Annotated in this window: 27 protein-coding genes; 2 read left to right on the top strand and 25 right to left on the bottom strand. The window is 44.0% G+C overall.

Annotated features, from left to right (window positions below; all coding sequences use genetic code 11):
* Window positions 1-10: 10 nt before the first annotated feature.
* Both ACTNBR_RS00710 and ACTNBR_RS00705 read right to left on the bottom strand, forming a co-directional pair.
* Window positions 11-1,414: an L-fucose/L-arabinose isomerase family protein gene (locus tag ACTNBR_RS00710; RefSeq protein WP_394283481.1), complete on the bottom strand. Its 1,404-nt coding sequence runs from the start codon at window positions 1,412-1,414 to the stop codon at window positions 11-13.
* Between the two features lie 18 nt (window positions 1,415-1,432).
* Window positions 1,433-2,299 (bottom strand): class II fructose-bisphosphate aldolase, encoded by an 867-nt coding sequence (locus ACTNBR_RS00705; RefSeq protein WP_394283480.1) that lies wholly within the window; start codon window positions 2,297-2,299, stop codon window positions 1,433-1,435.
* Between the two features lie 136 nt (window positions 2,300-2,435).
* Between ACTNBR_RS00705 and ACTNBR_RS00700 the strand changes: the two genes are divergently transcribed.
* Entirely contained in the window at window positions 2,436-3,278 is an 843-nt protein-coding gene (locus tag ACTNBR_RS00700; RefSeq protein WP_441016000.1) for a PocR ligand-binding domain-containing protein, read from the top strand.
* A 1-nt stretch (window position 3,279) separates the two neighbouring features.
* Here the strand turns inward: ACTNBR_RS00700 and ACTNBR_RS00695 are convergent, their stop codons facing one another.
* From ACTNBR_RS00695 to ACTNBR_RS00605, 19 genes are all read right to left on the bottom strand, one after another.
* Window positions 3,280-3,699: a hypothetical protein gene (locus ACTNBR_RS00695; protein WP_427806345.1), complete on the bottom strand. Its 420-nt coding sequence runs from the start codon at window positions 3,697-3,699 to the stop codon at window positions 3,280-3,282.
* 409 nt (window positions 3,700-4,108) lie between these two features.
* On the bottom strand, window positions 4,109-4,549 hold the full coding sequence (locus ACTNBR_RS00690; RefSeq protein WP_441015997.1) for a GNAT family N-acetyltransferase: 441 nt from the start codon (window positions 4,547-4,549) through the stop codon (window positions 4,109-4,111).
* Window positions 4,550-4,556: 7 nt separating this feature from the next.
* Window positions 4,557-5,618 (bottom strand): ribosome small subunit-dependent GTPase A, encoded by a 1,062-nt coding sequence (rsgA, locus tag ACTNBR_RS00685; protein WP_441015994.1) that lies wholly within the window; start codon window positions 5,616-5,618, stop codon window positions 4,557-4,559.
* Window positions 5,615-6,247, bottom strand: a complete 633-nt coding sequence (locus ACTNBR_RS00680) for a TetR/AcrR family transcriptional regulator (protein WP_441015991.1) — start codon at window positions 6,245-6,247, stop codon at window positions 5,615-5,617. The genes rsgA and ACTNBR_RS00680 overlap by 4 nt, the downstream gene beginning before the upstream one ends.
* A 158-nt stretch (window positions 6,248-6,405) precedes the next feature.
* Complete coding sequence (locus ACTNBR_RS00675) at window positions 6,406-6,945, bottom strand: DUF1697 domain-containing protein (RefSeq protein ID WP_427806349.1); 540 nt, start codon at window positions 6,943-6,945, stop codon at window positions 6,406-6,408.
* 15 nt (window positions 6,946-6,960) lie between these two features.
* A complete protein-coding gene (locus tag ACTNBR_RS00670; protein ID WP_427806350.1) occupies window positions 6,961-7,566 on the bottom strand; it encodes a CDP-alcohol phosphatidyltransferase family protein in 606 nt (201 codons plus the stop codon).
* Window positions 7,567-7,818: 252 nt separating this feature from the next.
* Window positions 7,819-8,754, bottom strand: a complete 936-nt coding sequence (gene tsf / locus ACTNBR_RS00665; protein WP_427806351.1) for a translation elongation factor Ts — start codon at window positions 8,752-8,754, stop codon at window positions 7,819-7,821.
* Window positions 8,755-8,806: 52 nt separating this feature from the next.
* Window positions 8,807-9,559, bottom strand: coding sequence for a 30S ribosomal protein S2 (gene rpsB, locus ACTNBR_RS00660; RefSeq protein ID WP_441015988.1), 753 nt, complete (start codon window positions 9,557-9,559; stop codon window positions 8,807-8,809).
* Between the two features lie 411 nt (window positions 9,560-9,970).
* Complete coding sequence (locus ACTNBR_RS00655; protein WP_427806353.1) at window positions 9,971-10,381, bottom strand: GerW family sporulation protein; 411 nt, start codon at window positions 10,379-10,381, stop codon at window positions 9,971-9,973.
* 46 nt (window positions 10,382-10,427) lie between these two features.
* Window positions 10,428-11,453, bottom strand: coding sequence for a DUF2953 domain-containing protein (locus ACTNBR_RS00650; protein WP_441042651.1), 1,026 nt, complete (start codon window positions 11,451-11,453; stop codon window positions 10,428-10,430).
* 24 nt (window positions 11,454-11,477) lie between these two features.
* Complete coding sequence (locus ACTNBR_RS00645; protein ID WP_441015982.1) at window positions 11,478-11,798, bottom strand: hypothetical protein; 321 nt, start codon at window positions 11,796-11,798, stop codon at window positions 11,478-11,480.
* Window positions 11,799-11,830: 32 nt separating this feature from the next.
* Window positions 11,831-13,198, bottom strand: coding sequence for a peptidoglycan D,D-transpeptidase FtsI family protein (locus tag ACTNBR_RS00640; protein ID WP_441016021.1), 1,368 nt, complete (start codon window positions 13,196-13,198; stop codon window positions 11,831-11,833).
* Between the two features lie 43 nt (window positions 13,199-13,241).
* Window positions 13,242-14,801, bottom strand: coding sequence for an FtsW/RodA/SpoVE family cell cycle protein (locus tag ACTNBR_RS00635; protein ID WP_441015979.1), 1,560 nt, complete (start codon window positions 14,799-14,801; stop codon window positions 13,242-13,244).
* A gap of 8 nt (window positions 14,802-14,809) precedes the next feature.
* Window positions 14,810-17,242: a peptidase U32 family protein gene (locus ACTNBR_RS00630; protein WP_441015976.1), complete on the bottom strand. Its 2,433-nt coding sequence runs from the start codon at window positions 17,240-17,242 to the stop codon at window positions 14,810-14,812.
* A gap of 41 nt (window positions 17,243-17,283) precedes the next feature.
* Window positions 17,284-17,697 carry a cell division protein ZapA gene (zapA, locus tag ACTNBR_RS00625; protein ID WP_427806358.1) on the bottom strand — a complete coding sequence of 138 codons (414 nt, stop codon included), beginning with the start codon at window positions 17,695-17,697 and terminating at the stop codon, window positions 17,284-17,286.
* A gap of 115 nt (window positions 17,698-17,812) precedes the next feature.
* On the bottom strand, window positions 17,813-18,802 hold the full coding sequence (ruvB, locus tag ACTNBR_RS00620) for a Holliday junction branch migration DNA helicase RuvB (RefSeq protein WP_427806359.1): 990 nt from the start codon (window positions 18,800-18,802) through the stop codon (window positions 17,813-17,815).
* Between the two features lie 10 nt (window positions 18,803-18,812).
* Window positions 18,813-19,424 (bottom strand): Holliday junction branch migration protein RuvA, encoded by a 612-nt coding sequence (gene ruvA, locus ACTNBR_RS00615; RefSeq protein ID WP_441015973.1) that lies wholly within the window; start codon window positions 19,422-19,424, stop codon window positions 18,813-18,815.
* Complete coding sequence (locus ACTNBR_RS00610; protein ID WP_441015970.1) at window positions 19,421-19,936, bottom strand: Gx transporter family protein; 516 nt, start codon at window positions 19,934-19,936, stop codon at window positions 19,421-19,423. Before ACTNBR_RS00610 ends, ruvA begins: the two co-directional genes overlap by 4 nt.
* Window positions 19,937-19,947: 11 nt before the next feature.
* The gene (locus tag ACTNBR_RS00605; protein ID WP_427806362.1) at window positions 19,948-20,325 is read right to left on the bottom strand and encodes a NusG domain II-containing protein; all 378 of its coding nucleotides are present in this window, start codon (window positions 20,323-20,325) and stop codon (window positions 19,948-19,950) included.
* 120 nt (window positions 20,326-20,445) lie between these two features.
* Here ACTNBR_RS00605 and ACTNBR_RS00600 point away from each other — a divergent pair, with 120 nt between their 5' ends.
* Window positions 20,446-21,426, top strand: a complete 981-nt coding sequence (locus tag ACTNBR_RS00600) for an FAD:protein FMN transferase (protein WP_427819226.1) — start codon at window positions 20,446-20,448, stop codon at window positions 21,424-21,426.
* 30 nt (window positions 21,427-21,456) lie between these two features.
* Here the strand turns inward: ACTNBR_RS00600 and ACTNBR_RS00595 are convergent, their stop codons facing one another.
* The 4 genes from ACTNBR_RS00595 to ACTNBR_RS00580 form a co-directional block, all read right to left on the bottom strand.
* Window positions 21,457-23,601, bottom strand: a complete 2,145-nt coding sequence (locus tag ACTNBR_RS00595) for a sensor histidine kinase (RefSeq protein ID WP_427819224.1) — start codon at window positions 23,599-23,601, stop codon at window positions 21,457-21,459.
* Window positions 23,573-24,280 carry a response regulator transcription factor gene (locus tag ACTNBR_RS00590; protein WP_427806483.1) on the bottom strand — a complete coding sequence of 236 codons (708 nt, stop codon included), beginning with the start codon at window positions 24,278-24,280 and terminating at the stop codon, window positions 23,573-23,575. The genes ACTNBR_RS00595 and ACTNBR_RS00590 overlap by 29 nt, the downstream gene beginning before the upstream one ends.
* Before the next feature lie 351 nt (window positions 24,281-24,631).
* Window positions 24,632-25,402, bottom strand: a complete 771-nt coding sequence (locus ACTNBR_RS00585; RefSeq protein ID WP_427819222.1) for a hypothetical protein — start codon at window positions 25,400-25,402, stop codon at window positions 24,632-24,634.
* A 116-nt stretch (window positions 25,403-25,518) separates the two neighbouring features.
* On the bottom strand, window positions 25,519-25,992 hold the full coding sequence (locus ACTNBR_RS00580; protein ID WP_441015967.1) for a DUF2752 domain-containing protein: 474 nt from the start codon (window positions 25,990-25,992) through the stop codon (window positions 25,519-25,521).

Below are 25,992 nucleotides of genomic sequence, written 5' to 3'. Positions count from 1 at the left end.
CACATTCCTCCTAATCGATATCTACCCATTCATATCCAAGATAGGTGGTAAATGCCTCTTTTAAGATTTCTTTCATGTGACCAACACCTACCGAAGTGTGATGTTTGAAACCTCCCCTTGCAAGTTTAATCAGCTTATTCTGCAAATCCGGAATTTCACAGACACCGCCGCAGCCGAAGAATGCATCTTCAATCGGATCGTCTGTAAACTGCGCCTCACTTGCATACACAATAATTTTACCGTCCTTGGTCTGGCAGTTAGAGATAGTAGTTGGGAATGCCTTAATTCTTCCTTCGTTACATCCCCATCCGGAACCCGGATCACTTTTTGCAAACATCTTATGCTCAGTAACTGTTCCTTTTTCCGTCATTAAGCTTTGGGCAACTGGTCCGCAGTGGAATAAGATCACCTTATTCTCATCATCACCATAGTTATTATTCCAATCCAGTACAGCGGTCGGCTCTTCGCTTGCAAGATTCATGGCACGCATGGTCAGCGCGGAACACATATCAATCTCACAGGAAGCAACAATACCTCTGTCATTTAATTCACTTAACAGGACACACGGACATACCCTCATATAGGTCTCCATCTCATTCCAGCAGCGCAAAGTCAGGGCATCCAGATGGTATTCATCAATATATTCATCAATTACAACAGATATTTTTGCAAGCATTAGTTTATTGGCTTCCGGCACTCTTGTAAAATCTGTGTAATTCTCCAGAACTTTGATTTTTTCCGCAACTGCCGCATCGTCGTCTGCCTTATGCTCTACCTTATAGATCAACTCGGAGAGATCAAAGGATTCCACATTGATTCCGTATTTCTGTAACGTGATTTCATCGAAACGAACGGTCTTAAACGCAGTCGTTCTTGCTCCGATGCATCCCACATTGAATCGTTTCATTCCATTTACCACACGACAGATTGCCGCGAAGTCTCTTAAATTCTGTGCAAATGCTTTCGATAACGGATGTACGACATGCGGCTTCATAACAGTAAAAGGTACGTTATACTGGGTAAATACATCTGTAACAGAGAATTTTCCGCAGTATGCATCTCTTCTGTGAGCAAAATCCATCTTACCAATTTCATCCGGATAAGCCTGCATCAGAATCGGAACCCCCGCATCCTGCAGTGCCGTGATTGCCCCGTTCTCATCTGCAAAAATCGGCATAGAAAAGATTACTCCATCATATTCTCCCTCATGTTCCTTTAACCATTTTGCATAGAGAAGTCCTTCATCTCTCGTTTCGATCCCGCCATACCTGGTCAGTTCCGCATCCATGGCAATGTAGTCATACCCCGCATCCGTGACAGCCTTAATCATATCTTCTCTTGCTCCGTAAATCAGTTCTCCCGGCATAAATCCACGGTTACAAAATGCTAGTGCAAATGTCATCTTTTTTCTCATTTTCGCTTCTCCTTTTTCTTAATCCATTAATGCAAACATTTTCATTGCTGCTTTTACATTTTCTTTCATTGCATCCCTTGCCGCCATGGACGCAGACGAGAAAAACAATGGTTCTCCTTCTTTTACGCTGTTTACATATTCCGCTACCGCATTACCACCGGACTTGTCCATATAAGTAAAATAGTTTACTTTCCTTGTCCCGGCTTCGATGGCTTTTCGATAATCCTCTCTGCTCACTCCGGATCCTCCATGCATTACAATCGGAATCTGTTCTGTCAGCGCACGTACATTTTTTACTACATCAAAATCCAGTTTCGGCTGTGTTAAGTAAATGCCGTGTGTTGTACCAAAAGAGCAGGCAAGCGCATCAATTCCTGTCTCTTCAACGAATACTTTCGCCTGATGCGGGTCTGTATAGATCTTGGTGTCATCGTTCTCACCACTGTCATCCCCAGCACCAGACTCTCTTCTTCCCATAGAGCCAAGCTCTGCCTCTACCGAAGCCCCTGTCTTAGTTGCCATGGCAACTGCTCTTTTTGTATTCTCCAGATTTTCTTCATAGGAAAGTGTGGATCCATCATACATAATTGATGTAAATCCCATATCAAGTGCCTGTTGCAAATATTCCAGGGTCTCACCATGATCCAGATGAACACATACCGGAACTTTGGATTTTTTCGCTGCATTAACCATAATTGGTCCAATCATAGCAAGTGGAATCCACGGTTCATGACACTGTGCAAACTGAATGATAACCGGTAAATCCAGTTCCTCCGCCGCTTCAATTACTGCTTGAAGCGCTTCGAGGTTTGGCGTATTAAAGGATCCAACAGCTATCTTTTTTTCCTCTGCAATCTTCATTACATCGTTTAATGTTGCTAACATATTCGTTATCCTCCTTATCTTCTTAGTACTATAAATACTATCCTCTTTTTTTCTGTTTTTATATAGAAGTATGTTCTTTTTACTTTGAATTTGTTCGCAGATATGCTAGAATCAAAAAAAAGAATGGAGATTCAGTATGATATCAACTTTTGACATTACAAAGCTGAATGCTTTGTTAAAAGATTTTTATAACCTTACGCAGATTCGTATCACAATATTTGACGAGAATTTTCATGAACTCGCTGCATATCCTGAAAATATTGCTCCTTTTTGCCAGATAATTCGCACGGATGAAGCTGGCAGAAATGAATGCCAGCATTGTGATGAAAATGCATGCAGAATTGCTGCTAAACGTCATTCATTATATACCTATCAGTGTCATGCAGGGTTAACAGAAAGCATCCGTCCGCTTTACATGGGAAATATCATCATCGGATATCTTCTTTTTGGTCATGTATTTGCATATGAGTCACACGAAATCGGTTGGAAAGAAATAAAGAAAAGATGTCAGATTTACAAAATCAATATGTCAGATTTACAAAAAGCCTGTTTCATGCAGCCACTCAAAACAGAGAGTTATATTACCTCCGCTTCTCATATTCTGGAAGCGGTTGCAGCATATTTGTGTCTGGAACGAATGGCCTCTCTTCGCAGTCAGAAGCTCCCTGTTCGAATTGATGAATATATTCAATCTCACTTTACAGAGGATATCGATGCCATGCAGATTGCACATGAATTTGGAATTGGAAAAACTCAGCTATATGAAATAGCAAGTCAGAATTACGGAACCGGGATTGCTGAGCATATTCGTAATCTTCGAATCCAAAAAGCAAAAAAAATGTTAATGGAATCCGAATTGCCTTTGGCAGAAATATCAGCACAATGTGGTTTTAAAGACTATAATTATTTTATTACCGTTTTTAAAAAGACAGTGGGTATTCCTCCCAAAAAATACAAAAATCTAACAACAAGTGAATAAACTAAGACTTTATGCATTTAACATATATTATCATACCCGCCATCATTACAAACATCACACTCAGAAATGGTACAGAACAACAGATACCCATATTTTGTGCCAGCACACCGAAAAATGCCGGTGTCAACATTATACTAAGATAGGAAGATGCCATTTGTATTCCAATCACTGACTGTGAGACCTCCGCACCAAATAATTTAGGAGTTAGATATGTCATATTTGGAAAGATCGGTCCCAGCCTTGCTACTAACCTGACACTCAATAAACTGGAAATGACAGTTCCTCCTGAAATCAGCATAGATACTATGCTGACATAAGAAACCGGTAGATCCAGTTCTTCATAAATTGCCGGCCATGCCACTGGATCAACAAAAACAGAAATGACAGATTGCATTTGCCCGAATATTTTATTCTCCGGCACCCTGATTGCACCAATAACCAGCGATATTTACAACAAATATCTGTTGTCAGTTTTATATCATTCTGACCTTCCATATATTATTTTCACTCCGGATATTGAATGGCATCAGCATCTTTTAACAACACTGTTTCATATATATACGCTTTTATCAAAATATGGGACGGAGGGATATTATCGGAAAAACCCAGACGATTTTTTACCCAAAGATAAGGTATTCTCAGATTGTTTTGAATTAGATGTATTACAGGATATGTGTCATATATTCATGTCATTATATTCGCACAAAGACGAACTGCCACGCACAGATATGACCAAAAACGAAATGACTTCCCAAATTCGTCTCAAAAAGATGCTTAAGTTCGTCCGGAAATGGTATTGCATCCTGATTTTTCATAAATCTCCTCCAGTTCTAAAATAAATCAATGTTTCCTTCAAAACAAACCGCGCCACAGCCAAGTTCTTTCGCTTTCTCAAAGGAGTAGTCTAACAAAATTTTTCCATATCCTTTTCTTTTCAGTTCAGGCGCAATACAGATTGGCCCCATCGCCATGATAGGAATCGTTCTGCCGTCATCTGCTTTGATATTTGCTCTCATAAACATGTTCTGCCCAATCAGCTTACCATCCTGTTCCGCATCGGCATGCTCCACCGGAGCATTTTCCTGTGTACTGAGGTACATAACAAAATCAAGTTCCTGAACAAACGCCGGATCGTTCCGGAGCTGATTCAGCACATAATGCTCATAACATCCCGGACGATATGCATTCCAGAAACTTTCTCTCACTAAGTTTTCTACTTCCCGATATTCTTCTTTTCTCTCTAAACGTATTAAAATATTGCTGGTGCTCATTTTTTCTTTATCCTTTTCGATTCTTTTTATTGATTTTTGCAATGTTTTTAAATTTTTGTTTTTTCTCAGCCAGATAACCTTGTGTATCTTCTGCATACCGATTCTCATTCATCAGCTTCTGCCAGGAGCGGAGCCGTTCAATCGGTAGTTCACCATGCTCTACTGCCTCCTGTACTGCACATCCCGGTTCGCTGCCTGAATGAGTACAATCACGGAAACGGCATTTAAGCGCCAATTTCTCGATATCTGAAAAAGTCTGATCGATTCCGTCTCCGGCATCCCACATTCCCAGTTCACGCATCCCCGGTGTATCAATCACCATACCGCCGGATGGCAGAAGAATCAGTTCACGATGGGTTGTCGTGTGCCGTCCTTTCTCATCATTCCTCAGTCCGTTTGTATCCAAATGCTTTTCACCCAGCAGGCAATTGATTAAAGTAGACTTTCCGACACCGGACGAACCGATCAATGCGATTGTCTTTTCTTCAGTAAGATACGGATAAATCTGCTCATAACCGTTTTGATCGATCGTGTTCGTCACTAAAACATCCACACTCGCTGCTGCAGAAGATACTTCGAACAGTTTTTGTTCCAGATCCTTGCACAGGTCTGATTTTGTCAACACAACAACCGGCATTGCTCCACTGTTCCATGCAATCGATACATAACGCTCCAGGCGCCGCAGATTAAAATCATTATTCAGAGACATACACAAGAATACAGTATCGATATTGGCAGCAACAATCTGCTCCTCATTTTTTTCACCGGCAGCTTTTCGGATAAAGCAACTTTTTCTTGGAAGAACATGGTGGATTACTGCATTTCCGCCGCTTTTGTTCCAGTCAGCCATAACGAAATCGCCCACCGCCGGATATTCTGATTTTGCCTGGACATCATAATGGAATCTGCCCGATATTTCTCCCCATTTTTCTCCCTGTGAAGATACCAGCCGATAGATTCCCTTTTCCTGTGAAATAACCCGCGAAACAATCAAATCTTCAAAACATTCCGCTGTTTTTTCAATCGTTTTAGACAGGCCGTATTGCTTCATATCTATCTCGTTTCTCATTGTATTCTCTCTCCCGGGTCTCTCCCATGACTCTGCATAAAATGTTCTGCATGATTACGGAGTATTGTGGCATAATCCTCATTTCCCCGTGTCCGATCGGACATACTGATAAGAAGAAAAAGCGGCGCATAATATTCTACCGCAAGCTGCCTGGGATTTTCCTCTTTCAATACTCCTTCCCGGATCAGCCCTCGAAATAAGTCTTCTATGTAGTCGACCGGTCCTGCTACGATACACTGACTGTAAAGTTCTGCCATTTCTTCATTGCGGTATTGCTCCAGTGTCAGCATCTTGCGAAAATCGCATGCGAAATCATCTTCCGTCCATAAGAAAAACTGAGCAATGGTAAATTCAATCACATTTTCCACGGACTGATTCTCATATGCTTTCGGCTGGATTTCATATTTCTCTTGCGGTACTTCATATTTCCGCGCCCGTTCAGCATCAATTTGATACATCCTCTCAACGATACTGTCAAAAATATCACGTTTGTTTTTATAATGCTTATAGAGAGCTCCCTTCGTCATTCCCAATTCTCCTGCAATTGCGCTTACCGGTACAGCCTCATAACCATCCCTCGCAAACAGGTGAAGAGCAGTCATCAATATTCGTTCCCTTGTATCAGACATTTTTATTTTCTCCATTCAAAATGGTTCACTGAATCATTTTCTTATTCATGGCGATTAAGAAAACGGTCGTTTACCACAATTATAGTGAACGACCGTTTACTTGTCAAGATATTTCTCGATATACGTTGGCCAGAATACCAGCTCCATCATAAAAGTGCTTACATTTGAACTATTTTTCTGACAGTATTCGCTGTTCTTATCGTTAGCTTAGTTCCTATACCTGCACTTGCTGTCTTAGACCACCAATTCGTTTTTTGATAATCTTTACGACTAAAAGACCAGAATATAACTTCTTTATAACCTTCTATCTTTTCTAACCCTTTTTTAGGCTCTCCAATCTCACTGTATACATCAGAAGATTTAGCCGGAGGTATAATGAAAATCAGATTATCATAGATTTCTTTGTTGTCATTATCCCACCAGTCAGGTGCACTTTGTAAAATATCTTCAAGCATTTCTTTTGATATGACAAGAACAGCAATATCTAAATCAAACTGATTATGAATCATCATTTGAATTTGTGCTGTCATTTTCTCTGTATTATCTTCATTACTGGAAAAAATCACATTACCACTGTTCAAATATGTCTTAACTTCTTCAAATGCAAGTTTTTCAAAGCATTTCTTTAACTCAGACATTGGTACTTTATTTTTTCCACTTATATTGATGCCTCTTAGCAGGGCAACATACCTTTTCATAGTCTTACCTCCCCATTAACTTCTTCCCTCTTCGTTATCAACATAGATATCATCTCTATTTTTTTGTAGAAAGGACTTTCTGTCCGCAAGATATTCTTTCCGTAAAAGATGAATTGCAAGTTCCTCTGCCGACGCAGCAAATGCCAACATACATACTGCCCAACAATACCCTACACCTGACGAAACCAAAAGAATATAAGGCAACAGAAATACCGACGCACCGGTCAACTTATTCATCCATGTATGAATTGACGCAAAGCGATGATATTTGACTGCTGCTGTGATGTATGCTGCAAGACGTACAAGTATGATTGCCAATACTACATACCAGATTTCTCCCGGAAGTGTCCGGTACAAAATCGGGAAAAGACGAATCAGCAAAACACTGTAAAAGAACAAGTCAGAAATGCTGTCCAGTCTGGCACCGAATTCACTTGCCTTTCCTGATTTTCTTGCAATCCACCCATCTAATACATCCGTAATACCCGCAAATGTATAAATCACAACAAACAAAGTAGATGTAAGCGGAAGAAAAAACAGAAAAACAGTAGCTGCCATCCGCATGGTGGTAATTGTATCCGCCACATTCCATTTATGAGAGATTTTTAATTTATGGTACATAATCAAATTTCCTTTTACTAATGATTGAACCGGATTATCAGTAACCTGCCGCTTAGGATATTATTCCCCTGGACTTTACTTATATTATACCAAATAATCTTTATTCTCAATAGACTATTATTATATGTAAATGTGTCAATTTTCGGGATTGCAGATAGTTATCTTTTCTCAAAGAAAAAGCTCCGAAAACCTTATAACCACTAGAATCAAGTGTTTATAAAGCTTTCAGAGCCCTTAAAAAATCTGATTTATTTAGCCGTTGATCTGAGCTGCAACTTCTGCTGCGAAGTCTTCATTCTTCTTCTCAAGACCTTCTCCAGTCTCGAAACGAACGAACTTCTGAAGCTTGATTGTAGTTCCGTTAGCTTTTCCAACTTCTTCAAGGTATTTAGCAACAGACTGTTTTCCGTCTTCTGCTTTTACATATACCTGGTCTAACAGACAGATTTCTTTCATTTCTTTGTTGATACGTCCGTTGATCATTCCCTGAATAACCTTTTCCGGTTTCTGAGATTCTTTCGGATCGTTCATGATCTGAGCAAGAAGAATTTCTTTCTCATGTGCAAGATATTCAGCATCAACTTCTGCCTGGCTGACAAATTTTGCATTTAATGCTGCAACCTGCATTGCAACGTTCTTGAGTGCTTCTTTTACTGCATCGTTAACTACTGCTGTTTCAGCTACAACTAAAACACCGATTCTTCCGCCGCCGTGGATGTAGGATACAACTGCACCATTGTCGATAGATACTTTTTCAAATCTTCTGATGCTGAGTTTTTCTCCGATGATAGCGATCTTCTCTGTTAATGCATCATTTACAGTCTTGCTTGTGTCTTCATTCCAAGCTTCTGCCATGAATGCTTCCATCTCAGTGTTCTCGGTTGCTAATGCCTGGTTAACTACTGCTTTAACGAATGCCTGGAAATCAGCATTCTTAGCAACGAAGTCTGTCTCAGAGTTTACTTCAACGATTGCTGCTGTGTTATCACCCTGAACATCTGCCATTACGATACCTTCTGCTGCGATACGTCCGGCTTTCTTAACAGCTTTTGCTTCACCATTTTTTCTAAGGAATTCGATTGCTGCATCCATATCTCCGTTTGTTTCGCTCAGAGCTTTCTTGCAGTCCATCATTCCGGCGCCTGTCATTTCTCTTAATTCTTTTACCATGCTTGCTGTAATTGCCATGATTTTTTCCTCCAACTGATATATTCGTGCATCATCTGTTATATCAAATTTCTTATTCTTCTACTGCTTCTTCAGCCTCAGCTACTTCTACGTCTTCACCTTCGTAAACAACGTCTTCAGCTGCTCCCTGATTTGCTTCGATAACAGCGTCTGCCATCTTGGAAACGATCAGTTTTACGGCTCTGATAGCATCATCATTTCCTGGAATTACATAATCAAGTTCTTCCGGATCACAGTTTGTGTCTGCGATACCGATCAGCGGGATTCCCAGAGTGTGTGCTTCCTGAACGCAGATTCTTTCTTTCTTCGGGTCTACTACGAAGATTGCATCCGGGATGTTCTTCATTTCCTTGATACCGCCAAGGTTCTTTTCCAGTTTTTCCCATTCTTTCTTAAGAGCGATAACTTCTTTCTTCGGCAGTACGTCAAATGTTCCGTCTTCAGCCATTGTCTCGATCTCTTTCAGACGTTCGATTCTGCTCTGGATTGTCTTGAAGTTGGTAAGCATACCACCTAACCATCTTTCATTTACATAGAACATTCCGCAGCGTTCTGCTTCTGTCTTGATAGCATCCTGAGCCTGTTTCTTTGTTCCTACAAACAGGATCTTTCCGCCTTCAGCTGCGATATCAGCAACTGCCTGGTAAGCTTCATCTACTTTTCCAACGGATTTCTGTAAGTCGATAATGTAGATTCCGTTTCTTTCTGTGTAGATGTACTCAGCCATTTTAGGGTTCCATCTTCTGGTCTGATGTCCAAAATGAACACCTGCTTCTAAAAGTTGTTTCATTGAAATAACGCTCATGTTTCTTTCCTCCATTTGGTTTTTTACTTCCGTATGTTTAGGTCCCAAAACCGTGCATCTGATGCGTTGGCACCATTGGGATGAACCACATACGTGTTTTTTTGCAACGCTCAAATTATATCATAAAAGCCCTGCATCTGCAAGGCTTTTCTTTACTATTTTATTTGACTGTTTTCTGTGATATCATTTTCTTTTTCAGCAGCTGCAAAAAAGCAGGTAGCCGAATAAAATACACAGCAGAGCAATAAGTATTCCCACGAAAATATTGGGAAGAAACATCATTATTATGATTCCGACCGCGATAAAAAACAGCGCAAATCCGATGATCCGTTTCATTTTATTTCCATCCCTGCTTCCGGTCTCTTTCTATATTGTATGTTATGTTTCCCGGGAGTATTCGTGACGGCCTGTTTATGCTTTCTTCTCAGCTTCTTTCTCAGCTCCGTCCAGGATATCCACCACATCCTCTTCGGTCATTTTGTCCGTTTTCGGTGCTTTCAGTCTGTCGATGACATCCGGAACCATATCGAGAATCTTGGTCATCGTATCCTGGTTCTTGATATTGACAAGACGGGTCGTTCCGTTCTGAATGACAAGCACGGCACACGGGGTCATCTTTCCTCCAAGTCCGCCGGCTCCCTTTTCTTTCTTATCCGCGTTAAATGCACCGGCGCCTACTGCAAAGGAAACGTCGACAAGAGGGAGAATGATTGTATCTCCGATATGGATCGCATCTCCTACTACCGTTTTGGAAGATACCACTCCATTCATTCCTTTGAATAAGGAATCCATTGTGTCCTTGAATCGATTTTCTTCTGCCATAATCTGTTCCTCCTGTTTTCTTTCTTCTATTCTGAACGATTCTTTATTATTTCATTCTTTTACGCACATCTTTGATCAGTATACGGATATCTCTGTTCCAGATCAGGCACCAGACAAGCGCTATCAGATGAAACAGCCGTAGTCCGCCCCGGATCTTAACGCTTCCTTCCAGCACTTTTTCTTCAAAATCAGGCTCTATGTTCATATGTTCCCCCACAAAGGGATAAATCATACTGAGCAGTGCAAGCGTCTTGCCGGTTAAATACGGATCCTCAAAACCGAAATGAATATCCCCCGTTATTTCTTTCGGTCTCAGGAAGCGCCTGATCCAGACTGTCTCTTTCATCAATTTTGCAAATGCCCTCTGATGACTCTCATTCTCAAGAAATACCGTAATCTGTTCTTTTGTTTCGCCGATTGCTTTTATTTTATCACAGATTTGCCGGAATGTATATTTGATCTTTTCAAATATCTTTCGGAATCGCTCGCAAAGTTTTTCGATTCGGGACATTTCCTCCGGTTCTGTTTTATGAGACTTCGTATCTTGAGACTCCTTTTTTAAATGTTCTGCATCCAGAGCTTTTGCGTCCTTTGATTTTGTATTCTGTGTTTCCTTGCCCTGAACTTCGGTTTTCTGCAATTTGACTTCTGCCCGCTCTTCCTTACCGGTTTCTGCAGACTTCTTCTCCTTTGCATTTTCCGATACATCTTTCTCTTCTATTCTTTGTGTTTTCGGCACGTTCACAGATTTTTCTTTATTCTTTTTTCCCCTCTTTTCTTTCGGGGCTGCTTCCTTATCTTTCTCTGCTTCACTGGAAAATCTAAGCCAAACCAATCCGAGCTTCCACTTCAGCTCCCCATTTTCAAACGAAACCTTCAAGCGTATGAGATGAAGCAGCCACGAGACACTTCCATGGGCTTTGATCTCACTTACATTTCCCGGAAAATCCGCGTCGGCTGCGTACCGCACCGGCACCAGAAGGACAATACAAACAAGCAATACCAGAATTCCCAGTATCACAGCCAGTATAATCCCTATGATTTTCAATATCAGTCCGATGAGATGGAGCATCTTTTTCTATTCCCCCACGCTATATTATTTCTTTTCCTGGTCCCTAATATAGGAACGTATATCCACATCGCCGGTCTTTTCATAGACTTCTCTGATAATCTCCTCTACCAGATAGACCGCATCTTCATATCCGGATGCCAGACCAACCACAAAAATATCCTCCTCATACAGCATTCCCTGTCGCAAAAGCGATGCAGAATAGAACTCAAGCTGATTCTCACCTTCTTCGGTCAGGACAAGAAGATAGGTTGTCAGCGGATATTTGCCCGACTTCATATTCCGGATAATTTTTTCTTTCTTTTTCCCGATGTCCTCACTGACATACAGATGTTTGTAAAACTTCATGTTTCCCATCCGTTCTGCGTCCGAATAACTATCTATTGATAGTAATACGCATTAAATATCTTTTTCGCAACACTTGTTCCGGTGATGCTTGCCGTATCAGCATTTTCCACGACCGCACTGACTACAATGTCCGGATTGTCCACGTTGGAAAATCCTACAAACCAGGAATGAACCGTCTGCTTATCTACGCTTACTTCCGCCGTTCCTGTCTTGCCCGCCACAGTATAAGATTCTCCGGAAAGGGCAGTTCCGGTACCGTAATTCACAACATCCGTCATATATTCGGTAAGCTGCGCCGCCTCCGCCGAGGTCATCAGATCCGCATATTTCTCCGGCATGTATTTTTTCACAGTTGTTCCGGTATAATTGGTGATCTGATCCACCAGATAAGGCTTCATTAAGGTTCCTCCGTTCGCGATTGCTGCGGTGATCATAGCCATGTGATATGGTGTTACCACCGTTTTCCCCTGGCCTATCGCGGTCATCATCGTCTCAGCACTGTCCGAATCACCGGTCAGTCGGAAACTGCTCTCGCGATAAGACAGATCACACGGAATCTTTTTGTCAAACAGAAGGTCCTCCGTCGTCTTCTTCCATTTATCTTTATCAAGCTGAAGCCCGATATTTGAAAATGATGTATTGCAGGAATTTGCCACAGAATCCGCAAGATCCTCCTGCCCGTGAGCCGTCTGTCCGTAGCAATGGATTGTCGTTCCGTCCGCCTCGATAGATCCCTCGCAGTAATGTGTATAGGCATCATCGGCATCGGGATGTTCTCTTAAATATTCCAGAGTCGTGACGATCTTGAACGTGGAACCGGGCGTATACTGTCCCATAGTCGCTCGGTTGAAGAGCGAACTGTCCGGATCGTTGTTCAAAGCTTCCCAATTCTCCGCTACGGTATTCGCATCGAATGTCGGCTTGGAAACCATAGCAAGAATCTTACCTGTGCTGGCTTCCATCACCACTACGGCACCCTTGTTGTTGCCCAGCGCGTTATACGCGGCCTGCTGCAGCTTCGTATCCAGCGTCGTGACCACATTATCACCTATATTTTTCTCTCCTTTGAATTCCTTTGCCAGCTTTTCAAGGAAAAATGCATTGGAAGTCAGCAGATTAAAGTTCTGAATCGACTCGATCCCGTATTTTCCTTTTACAGAATAACCAACTACATGCGCATACAAATCGTCATACGGATATTCCCTGGTCTCTGTACCGTCTTCATCGGTCACAGTCTGTGCCAGTACTTCTCCGTTACAGTCCAGTATTTTTCCCCGGACTACACGCTTGGCGAGAAGATCCTGACGTACGTTATACGGGCTGTTGATCACTTCTTTGCTTTTCACTACATTGAAGTATACCATATATCCAATCATCACAAGGAACAATGTTACAAACATATATGTCACTCTGGCAAATTCCTTGTTGGTCATCTTCTTTTTCTTAGCTTCTTCCTTTTCGCGCGCCTTCTGGTCTTTTCGTGCCCGTCGTTCTGACAGAGGCTTTTCCCGAACCGGCTTTTCCTGAACTGATTTTTTGCGGTTGTTTTCCCGCGGTCCTTCCCCTTTCTTCTGCCCTTCGCTGCGCTGGCCGCTTTGCCGCTTTTGAGGTTGATACGTTCTTTCGTCGGGAAGGTTCTGAAGCTCTTCGTCCAGCCTGTCCATTTCGTAATTGCTGTGCTTTTTTTCTTTCAATATCCTCTTCCTCGTCTTCTCTTACTATATAAAGTCCCTGAATAATACCAAACATGATCACAGTGCTTAAAACTGAGCTTCCTCCGTAACTCACAAGCGGAAGCGTCACCCCGGTGGACGGAATGAACTTTGTCACACCGCCAATCGTGAGAAATACCTGGAATATGTAACAGGTTCCAAGTCCAAGTGCCACAAGCTTGTAGAAACGATCATGCAGTTCCATGGCGATATTAAGAAACATAATATACACACTGACGCAGATCATCGTCAGACAGATTGCAAATATCAATCCCATTTCCTCTGCGATTGCCGAAAAAATATAATCCGACTCTGAAACCGGAATCTTATCCGCAGCCCCCTGCATGAGTCCCATGCCGAACCAGCTTCCTGTCCCAATTGCCATCAATGACTGCGCCAGCTGCAAACCGCCTTCATTGTAAATCGCAAACGGATCCTTCCATGCAAGTACACGTACCCTCACATGGTTGAACAGATAATACGCTACTACGGAAGCTGCGCCTCCGGCACCCACCCCTGCAAATACGTACAGTGGCTGCCTCGTCGCCACATAGAGCATGACCAGGTACACGGCAAAAATGATCAGTGCTGCCCCCAGATCCTTGGAAACCACCAGAATCAACACGTGAACAGCAGCAACTACAGTCGTAATCACGACATTTTTAAAACTGGTATCCATCTTCAGGCTCGCAGCCGTAAAGAATACGAAAATGATTTTCACAAGCTCCGACGGCTGTAAGGCGAAACCACCGATCTGAATAGAAAGCAGTGCTCCACCGGTTACAGGACCAAAAATCAACACCACCGCCAGCATAATCACACCGGCTATTGCATAAAACCTTCTCCATTCAGAGAGTACCTTCACCTTACGGATAATGATCGGAACAATCAGACTGATTGCCACGGCTCCCGCTGCAATGATAAACTGCTTCACCGCCAGCGAATAGGATAATCTGGTAATCATAATAAACCCGATCGATAAAAGCATACACATATTGTTCACGACTAGGCGCGACACCTTCGGGTAGATTTTCGTATACAGAAGAATGATCGTCAGCAGAAGCACGACCTGCATTCCATAGAACCCAATCATCTTCTTCTCTTCCGTCTGCAAATACAGCACCAGAAACGCTGTAAAATGCATGAGAAACATTAATACATTCTGGCGGCGAAGAATGCTCTTTTTCGTATATTCATCTGAAAAGCCAAAAACTGCAAAACACTCATACGTATAGACTGCAATCATGATGATCATGAGATATTTCGACAGCTCAACAACAATATTTACCAAATCTTCACCTACTTTATTCCTTTCTTCCAGTGTCCCCGGGTAAATTCTCCATCCAGGTATACTGCCTCCTCCTCATAAAGCTGCAGAATCCTGCCGGTCTGCCGGGCATTCTCTACTGTAAACATCAGGCGGAAGCCTCCTGCTCCAATCTGATCTGCCTCCTGCATCCGGTCTGCAAGATAGAGTGGTACCTGATTATAAATCACATTATAACAATAATCACACTCATTTTGTACCATAAACTGTTTTCGATATCTGTCAGTTATTGTCATACAGGACGATTCTTTTTTACATCTGCCCAGCGTTTTGCGGACACATCCGGCAGATACCATCATGGGAAGGTGTCCGTACAGAATCAGTTCTCCGTCCTGCATCGGAAGTGACTCCAATTCTCTGGCAGTCAGTTCCAGCGGAGCTGTGAACCCATAAATCCCCTTCTCCTTCCAGAACGCCAAGCCCTCGCGGTTAAACTGATAGAGGTTATATTCTGTCATAATACGTCCTTCAAACCCGCGTTTCTTCAGGAACCCATAGCTTTCATAATTCCGGATCATGACGCCGTCCCATCCGGCATTCAGGATATGGTCATAGCCTGCATCATACCGTTTCCGTGTCGTTTCCCGGAAAATATACGGCATGATCAGCCAGATCTCTTTCCCGGATTCTTTCACATCCCGAATGACCTCCCGAAGCATCTCATTTTCCCAGATTTTCGGGAACGCTGCACAATCCGCATAGATCCGCTCAATCATTCCGGATCCTGTCAGCACGCGGATCTGCTCCAACGTCCGGGCAGAAGCGGTAAATCTATGATGCGTCGGCATGGAATCTATCATAGGATTCGCCATAACAGCGGGGACAGTTTCCCTGATATCCTGCGCATCCGCTTCCTTTCTTCTGTACCTCTCTGTTATTTCGCATTGCAACTTGTCCAACGCCTCTCTTCGGATCTCATTGAGCTTTTGCATGGGAACGAACGCGTTTCCTGTGATCTCGATCTGAAGTTCTTCGAATTCAAACGGGGTATTTCCCGTCTTTTCTAATTGCTTTTTCACACGTTCAACATCGATTGGGTGATTCATGGCTTCCTGAACCTTATCCGAACATACCGTAAAGCAAATATCGCCGTATGATACCGTTAGTTTAGCAGAATCTCCAACGGAAAGTATAAAAATTCCCTTAATTTTTTCTTTTATTTTTCTATCCACATACAGCTCATGAAGCTTCTGGATCAACACTTCGTTCCTGATCCTGCTCAATACCATTCCTTTCGCAGCCGGAGTATCGGCAAATACCGGAATGGTCAGTGACGCACCTTTTTTCACTGCCGTCTTACAGGTATAGTTGTCCGCCTTCTCCTTACCTCTCCGCATGGGAAGTTCAATGATATCCTGCGGATTCAAATCGATGAGTGCACGGCATTCCATATTCCTTCCGGATTTTTTCAGCACCTTTACCGCAGGGATCCCCGCATGGTTCGGCCTGTCCAGCGAAACCATCTCTCTCCCGTTCTGTGTGTGATAATATCCGGTGTGAAATCCTCCCCGATTGTACAGATCCAGAAGTACACTCCGATCCGCTTCTTCCACCCGGAACTTCTGTTTGGCAAACACCTCCGGATCTGTCCCTTCTGGTGCTCTTTCAAGCAGTTCCAGATACAGATCCGTATATTTGCGGTATAAATGCGCGACTGCCGCTACATATTCCGGTTTCTTCATTCTTCCTTCTATTTTAAAAGAATCTATCCCCGCTTCGACCATCTCGGGGATCAGATCCAGTGTACAGATATCCTTAAGACTGAGCAGATACCTGCTTTTGTCGTCTCCTTCAGCCTGATACAGAAGTCTGCACGGCTGCGCACACTGTCCACGGTTCCCGCTTCGCCCGCCAAGGAAACTGCTGAACAGGCACTGACCTGAATAGCAGTAGCAGAGTGCTCCATGCACAAAGCTTTCAATCTCCAGATCGGTCTCTTCTGCGATTTTTCTTACTTCTTCTATACCAAGCTCTCTGGCTGTCACCACACGTGTGACGCCTTCCTTTTCCAGAAGTTTCGCTCCATCCACACCGGTGATCGTCATCTGTGTACTGGCATGGACCGGAAGATCCGGAAATGTCTTTCTGATAAACCGGAGTACCCCGATGTCCTGCACGATCACCGCATCCAGCCCCTGACGGTAATAGGGATAGAGATACGCATAAAGCTTCTCTTCCAACTCCTGTTCCTTCAAAAGTGTATTAACAGTCAGATAGAGCTTCTTACCGTGCAGATGCACAAAATCGATTGCTTCCAGAAGTTCGTCTTCCGAAAGATTATTCGCATATGCGCGGGCACCGAACATCATACCTCCGGTATAAACCGCATCCGCTCCTGCAGCCACAGCTGCTTTCAGACTATCCATCGACCCTGCAGGTGCCAGAATCTCCACTTGCTTCCTCATACCAACCTCCTATAGCGCAAAATAGACTGTCATAAGACAGTCTATTTCTTACGGTGATTTTTCATCTCAGTTTCTAACTGTACGATTTTCATCTGTAATTCTCTGTTCTCTTCTTTCAGCTTGTCCAATGCCTTTTCAGCATTCTCATACTTTATCTGAATGGAAATCAGTTCATGCTTTAGGTCGTACATCTCTTTGTCTTTCGCTTCGATATCGCTCTCTAAGGCTCCACCCTGCTTCTTGGCCTTGAAGTAATCGTCTGCAATGTTAAGTGCCAGAAGTACATTCCTGGCTTCCGCACTCTGCTTGCGGTACCCCTCGCTGCTTGTACATTCTTCAATCTTATGGTTCAGATAAGTGGACACCTTCTGTAGATAATCTTCGCTCTCAAAGCCGCTCAGTGTAAATACCTTTCCACCGATGAGAACTTCTGTGTAATTTTTTGACGATGCCATAAAGAACCTCCTTACCCGCTCAATTCCTCATTTCATTATATACTATATTTAGACAAAAACCAACTGTTTTTCAATTTTTTTATCTAAATTTCAACGAATCATTGGTTTTTAAGGTCTATTCCAGCCCCAGATGATGGTATGCCAGCTCCGTGACGACCCTTCCCCGCGGTGTTCTCTGAATCAGACCATTTTTAAGAAGATACGGTTCATAAACATCTTCAATCGTTCCTGCATCCTCTCCGATCGAAGCGGCGAGCGTATCAAGTCCCACCGGACCTCCCTGAAATTTCTCGATCATCGTCAGCAGAATATTCCGGTCCACATGATCCAGTCCCTGACGATCCACTCCCAGAAGATCCAGTGCGTAAGAAGCCACTTCTTCCGTAATCACCCCGTCATATTTCACCTGGGCGAAATCCCTTACCCGCTTCAATAAGCGGTTGGCAAGACGCGGAGTCCCTCTGGAACGCCTTGCCAGCTCAAGTGCTCCTTTTTTGTCAATTTCCACATCCAGTACGTTCGCGGAACGCATGATGATCGTCTGCAGTTCCTGTTCCGTATAGAATTCCAGACGGTTGACCACTCCGAAACGATCGCGAAGAGGTGCGGTAAGCATTCCGGCACGCGTGGTCGCTCCAACCAGTGTAAACTTCGGAAGGTCAAGCCGTATGGAGCGAGCGGACGCCCCCTTCCCGATCATAATATCAATCGCGTAGTCCTCCATGGCAGGATACAGCACTTCCTCCACCTGCCGGTTCAGCCTGTGGATCTCATCTACAAAAAGCACATCCCCTTCCTGGAGATTATTCAGGATTGCCGCCATCTCTCCCGGCTTCTCGATAGCCGGGCCCGAGGTGATCTTCATATTGACTCCCATCTCATTCGCAATGATACCGGCAAGTGTCGTCTTTCCCAGTCCCGGAGGCCCGTAAAACAGTACATGATCCAGGGATTCCCCCCTGGACTTCGCCGCTTCAATGTAGATCTTCAGAGTCTCCTTTGCCTTCTCCTGGCCGATATAATCCTTCAATAGCTGAGGCCTTAAATGATTCTCTATCTTCTTGTCTTCTTCCAGATTCTCGGTTGTAATAATTCTCTTCGCCATATGCCGCCCCTTACATCAAAAACTTCAGTGCTTTTTTCAGCAGTTCTTCTACCGTTGTATTCTCATCCGTCTCTACCTGACGCACCGCGCGGAGTGCTTCCGTGCCTCCGTATCCAAGCGCGGTCAGCGCCTGCACCGCATCAGACTGTACTTCCTGTCCGCAGGAAGAAGCGTTCTGAACAGTTCCTTCTCCCTCCATCTGATGCGTCAGCACATCTTCAATACTCAGCTTGTCTTTCAGTTCCAGGATCAACTTCTCTGCCGTCTTCTTCCCGATACCGGGGGCTGCCGATATGGCCTTCACATCGTTCGCCATCACCGCAAACCGCAGTTCATCGGGCGTCAGCTGTGAGAGGATCCCGAGTCCGCCCTTCGGCCCGATTCCACTCACCCCAATCACAAGCCGGAATACTTCCAGCGCATCCCGGGTGAGGAAGCCGTAGAGCTGCATCGCATCCTCCTTCACATTCAGATATGTATGAATCTTCACTTCTTTCCCCGTAGGCGGGAGCTGACTCAACGACTTTGCCGGCATAAAAATGCCATAGCCCACCCCTCCAACATCAACCACTGCTTTATCTTCACTGATATAGACCAGTTCTCCTCGAATATATGAAATCATCTCTTCTGCTCCTTCCTGCTTCCCATGTCCAATCCCGCAAGCCTCTTCAGCATGGCCTCTGCCAGGATTCCTATCACAAGTCCGGTGATTGCTCCCGCAACCAGAAGCACCGGAAGATAATAGGAAACACTGAATGTCTCAACGATCAGCATGGCGGTCAGAAGCTGCCCCACATTGTGCATGACTCCTCCCGCCAGGCTGACACCATATACACTGAACCAGCCTTTCTTCTTCAGAAAAACCATGACCATAAGGCTGAGCATCCCTCCCGCCAGACTGTAAATGATACTGAAAAGATTTGCAAAAAGGAAGCCGGACAGTACGATTCGGGCAACAGACAGTGCATATGCTTCCTCTGTCCCCATCTTATAAAGAGCCACCACAACAATCAAATTCGCCAGTCCGAGCTTCACTCCGGGAATTCCGATGTGAAAAGGGATCAGACTTTCCACATAACTGAAGATCAGCGCCAGTGCAGTGAACACTCCGAAATATGCCACTTTTGTTCTCAATTTGCCGCCTCCTAATTCGTAACCGCATCCAGCTCCGATTCATCCTGATTTGCGATCTGGAGCACGATATTATTCGGAAGGCAGATAATATTTTCCCGATTCTTAGAAATCGCTTTCTGCTTCATACAGAGCTTATCCGGGCAGTCGGCCTGAATCATCTTCACCGTACCGTCCTCGATCCGCATCGTATTCGTTCCTCCGTTCAATTCCACTTCCTGATCTTCCGACAGATCATAGGATGCCACGACCTCACCGTCTATCCGCACAGTCACATACCCCGGATGCTTGTCCCCGAGCCAGAATCTCAGCGCACAGATCGCTGCTGCAACAACTACCACGATTAGCAATAAGAGCAAGTCGTTCTTTCTCAAATTCTTCTTATTCTCCATGACTCCACCTCTCTTCCGTTTATTCTAGCACAACATATCCCCGAGTGCAACCAAACGTTCGATTGATTTTTCTCTGCAGTCACCTTATAATGATACTATTATAACACTTCGGAGGGAATTATGAAAAAATGGAAATTACCGGGGATTCTGCTCCTCATTACGATACTCCTTGTCAACGGATGCTCCAGCATTTCAAATGAACCTGCTTCCAGGACTTCCACCTTCTTTGACACAGTGATCACCATCACGGTCTACGATAAAAATGCGGACCACATATTAGACGAGTGTATGCAGTTATGTAAGAAATACGAACTTCTCTTCAGCCCGACAAATGAAGAAAGTGAGATATACAAGCTGAATCATGCAGGAGGCCAGCCGGTGGAGCTTTCCCGCGAAACCATTGAGGCGATCGAGATCGGGCTGAAATACAGCCAGCTCACGGAGGGTAAATTCGATATTACCATCGCGCCGCTGATCGATGCCTGGGGATTCCGCAGTGATTCTCCTTCTGTCCCGTCAGACAGCGCCATTGCGGAAGCAAAGAATCATATCGGCTATCAGAACGTCAAGATAGAAGGAAACACCGTCCGCCTTGCCGATGTCAAATCCGGCGTAGACCTTGGCGGCATCGCAAAAGGCTACATCGCCGACCACCTCAAGGAATATCTCAAGGGACAGGGAGTCAAACACGCGCTGATAAGTCTCGGCGGAAATGTACTTGCACTCGGCGGGAAACCGGACGGAACCAGTTTCAATATCGGGATCCAGAAGCCGTTTGAAGAGACCGGCGTCACGATTTCTTCCGTAAAACTGAAAGATAAATCCGCCGTCACTTCCGGCATTTACCAGAGGTATTTTGAACAGGACGGGGTCCAGTACCATCACATTCTGAATCCGGTCACCGGCTATCCGTATGAAAATAACCTTCTGAGCGTTACGATCATCTGTGACTCTTCCGCCGAAGCAGATGCACTGAGCACGACCTGTTTTGCACTCGGTCTAAAAGCAGGTATGAAGCTGATCGAAGATACACCTGCTGCCGAAGCGGTATTCATAACCTCAGACTACGAAATGCACTATTCCAGCGGATATAAGAAATAAACCTGAAACAGTGCACTTCGGCTGCAATTATTAATTTAGAACAAGCGGCCAGCGGATCTCTGCCTTGAAGAGATCTGCTTCGGTCTCTATGACGAAGGTTCCCTTCTGGAGTTCCACAAAACTTTTCACGATGGCAAGCCCCAGACCGGAGCCTTCCGTATTTCTGGAAACATCCCCACGTACGAAACGGTCTGTGATCTCATCCGGATTGAAATTCAGCTCCGTAGCAGAAATATTTTTGATCCGGATCACAGCCTCCTTCTCTTCTTTTCGGATCTCTACATAAACGCGGGTGCCCCCAAGCGCATATTTTGCCACATTGACCAGCAGATTCTCAAAAATCCGGTAAGTCTTCTGACTGTCCAGCAGAAGGTTCACTTTCTCTTCCGGAAAATCCGTGCGCAGTGTCAGATCAGCCGCTTTGATTTTTTCATCCAGCTCCAATTCCACCTGTTTAAACAGATTCACAATATCGACCTGAACCAGATTCAGAGAAATATTGTCGCTGTTCGCTTTACTGATCTCAAACAGATCCTCGATCAGTACTTTCAGGCGCATGGATTTCTGATCCAGCACATCGATATAGGATTTCCGCTTTTCTTCGTCCGTCTCTTCCTTCAAAAGATCCACATAGGTAATGATCGCCGTGAGCGGTGTTTTCAGATCATGAGACACATTCGTAATCAGCTCTGTCTTCATACGCTGGCTCTTCACCTCTTCTTTGACCGCTTTTTTGAAGCCACTCTGTATCTTCTGTATCTCTTCGCGGAACGGACTGAAAATCCCCAGATCTTCCTTGATCTCCACATCCAGATTGCCCTTTGCGATCTCTCCTGTAGCTTCCAACAGAAGCGCATATTTCGTACGGATATCATCAAAACATTTCCGCAGGATAAAGAATAAAATGAGCGAATAGATTAAAAGTGCAAAGATACCGAACACCCACATCATGCAACAGATCAGAAGGATACAAAAATTAACCGCAACGATCTTCAGGATCACTTTGGTATTCTTCTCTTTCAGATCGATATCATAAAAGGAGTGGTATAACCGATGAAGTTTTTCTTTGATCCATTCATAAATACTTTTCAAACGAAGCCCGGATTTTTCCCAAAGCTTTACACATAGTACCCGTTGTGCTAGGTACCCCTTGATACCAAGTGTGTAGATCTGCCTTGTGCATCCTCCGATCCAGTATGCAACAGCAAACACTGCCATCCAGATCAGAAAATCTTCCGGGTAGTATCCTCTTCCCGTATTACGTGCCACCAGCCATCCGCAGTGATTCAAAATCCACGCCACGGTACAGCATCCAATAATCAGAACCGCTTCAAATGGTGCGTGGAATATGCGTTCCTCCCCGGTATGAAGCGTCTTAAAGCGAGGCAGAAGCATGGCAAGAAGGATCATCAGCATGGCAAGAGCGAAGAAAGTGTATACTTCGATATCCGGTGCACTCTCGTTGACATAGATCTGAGACACCAGATAGCAGTCAAGATTTTCCTGCGTCATTCCAAAGTAGAATACAGAATGAACCGGTGCTCCCGGAAGTTCATTATCCAATATCGGGTCACAAAACGGATAGTCCGTCAGTTCGCCGATGATTCTGCGAATGCTTTTTTCTGTCTCTTCTTCTCTGTCCCCAATGCAGTCAAGATAATAAGGCGTTCCGTTTTCATCATATCCAAAAGCAACTCCAAATGCGTATTGATCCCATTTTCTCAAAATATCGTTTTCTTCCGTATCCGTAATAATGGTTGTATTCTCTGTTTCAGCGGATGTTGCTTTGGAATCATCTGCATTGGTGTCCTCTGCAGCAGAATCCTTTGAAGCAGAATCTTCTGTCGTAGTCTCTTTTGCTATTTCCATCTGATAATTCACATAAGGAGCCAGCCCTTCAAACACCTGATAAACCCCAGTATATTCAGACCTGGGAAGATATCCATAGGCATCATCCCCTTTGCCTTGTGCATAATAGAGCACATAACTGCTCATGAGCATCTCCTTTATCAGTTCTTCTTTATCCTGATAATAATCCTGCTCCAGTTCCTGCCTTTCTTCCATAGCGCGGTAGAATTTCCCATAATTCTCTACCATAATGATGCTTACAACTGCAAGTGCAGCAACAATAAGCACGATCGCAAGTTTATGCCTGTTTTTCAATTTTGTATCCAACGCCCCACACCACCTTCAAATATTTTGGTTCTTTCGGGCAGCTCTCAATCTTCTCACGGATATTCCGCACATGCACCATGATCGTATCCGTATTGATCGCCCGTTCATTCCAGACTCTTTCATAAATCTCTTCGGAAGAAAATACTCTTCCGGGATTCTTCATTAATAGTAAAAGAATCTTATATTCGATCGGTGTCAGTTTGACCGGTTCTCCGTCTACGGTTACTTCCACAGTGTCCTCATTCAGTTCAAGACCACCGACGACATGTATATTCTTCCCTTCGTTCTGTTTGTTTAATTTTTCTGCAAATCTCCGGTAGCGCCGAAGCTGTGAATTTACCCGGGCTAAAAGCTCCATCGGTGTAAATGGTTTCGTAACATAATCATCTGCTCCGATGTTCAGTCCCATGATCTTATCCACTTCTTCCGATTTGGCTGACAGCATGATCACTGGGAAATCATGTTTCTCACGAAGCTTCATTGTCATTGTGATCCCATCCATTCTCGGCATCATCACATCTACGATCGCAAGATGAATTTCTTCTCTTTCTATCATCTTAAGACCTTCAACACCGTCCGCGGCCTGGAATACCTCATACCCTTGGTTTTTCAGATAAATCTCAACACCTTCCCGGATTTCTTTGTCATCTTCTACTATTAATACATGATTCATTTCCATGTTCTTTTCCCTCATCTCTTCCATTCATTGCGTGCACCTAATGTACCAGGTCACACTTTCATATTATACACTTTTTTTCACCTCCGTAAAGCAAACACGTTTTTCTTTTGCTCTACGTATAGGATAGATGAGACTTCTTAAAGAACACGGCACAAAATGCTAAAGATTTTCTAAAGTTTATTCTCCAAATACTTTGTCTGTTTCTTATTGAACGAAATTGCAGGAGAAATACAAACTTTTTTCGTTTATAAAAATAGTGCTCGTCAGGCAGGCAAGACTTGGAACCTCTAAGAATAAGAAAAAGACCACTCCCCACTCGGACTGGCCTTTTCAATAAAAATTATTATTCAATTAGAAGCTAAGCAATGCTCCGATTATCGCAACAAAAACAAATATCATGACAATTGCAAAAGCAATCAGAGTCATAATCAGATATGCACGGCAGTAATTTCTACGATTCACATTGCCGTTCTTCTCAAATGCCCAGATACAGTAAATGATGATTCCAAAGCACGGTACTGCACCGATCAGCAAAGTAAGCAGCCACTCGCCCATAGAAAGCGGTGCTTCATTCGTCTGACGACCAGGATGGAAGTTGTAATTCTGATTATAGTTTATCTTCTGTGCCTGATTAGAATTTGTGTTATAATTCTGACCATTCTGGCTCTGATTCATATTGGGATCTGACGCACCGTTCGACTGACTGCCCGTCGCTCCTGTCTGCTGTGCATTTCCATAATATCCCATATTCGGATCTCCATAAGAATAATGTCCCGCTGTCTGCTGCTTATGTACTGTGTCCGCATTCGGATCCGTGTAAACCGGCTCTTCATCCGGTTTAACCTCCGTCTGTTCCAAAACAGGCTTCTCCTGCTGTGGTACAGTTACCGATGTGTCTTCCGTAATCTGTGGTTCTTCGCTCACTTGTGCTTCTTCCCCCACCTGTGGTTCTTCGCACAGCTGTCGTTCTTCGCTCACTTGTGCTTCTTCTGCTCCTACAGTACAGTTTCCATCAGCCTCCGTCAGTTCCGCCGGAGTACCTGCCCCTTCCGGCTGCAAGTCCGGCTGTGTATCTAAAACGCTCTCTTCCTGCGATACCTTGTTCTCCAACTCGTTATCCATGGTATATTCCTCCTGTCATTCATCTACTTAAACTGGTATCATAATACCACAGCAAATATTAAAAAACAACATTCTTCACATACCTTTCACATTTCTCTTTCACTGGAAATGTACGCTTATACATTCCCTTTCCAAAGTCTGTATAACCGATACAGCCGGCTGCTCTCATCGTAACTCATCGGAGGTTCTCCCGGAAAATACCGTACCATCCGATACACATAAAACACCAGCATCCCGATCAGAATCACGATCAGACATTTCATCAGGATCTTGACATCCTTCTGGAGGATGTATCTTCGTATTCCAAATGCCGCAGCCCACATAAGAAGCACGTAGGAAAACGGATGAAATCTCCATGCGGATGCGAAATCTCCTCTCAGGATTGACAGCATCGCTCTCGTCATGCCGCAGCCCGGGCAAGGAAATCCGGTCAGGATCACACTGGGGCAGAGACTGTGAAGCACAAACTTTCCAAGAAGGAAATACAATACCAGAACAAGCAGCACAGGCCACAGGTTCCGGACATCCTGCCACACGAGCAGGAGTCCTTCTCCCATCACCTTCGCTGCTTTTTTTATTTGATGCTTCAT

Origin of the sequence: Bariatricus sp. HCP28S3_F11, from assembly GCF_052065395.1 — a bacterium.
Taxonomy (GTDB): Bacteria; Bacillota; Clostridia; order Lachnospirales; family Lachnospiraceae; genus Allocoprococcus.
This window is presented reverse-complemented; position numbering and strand designations above follow the sequence as displayed.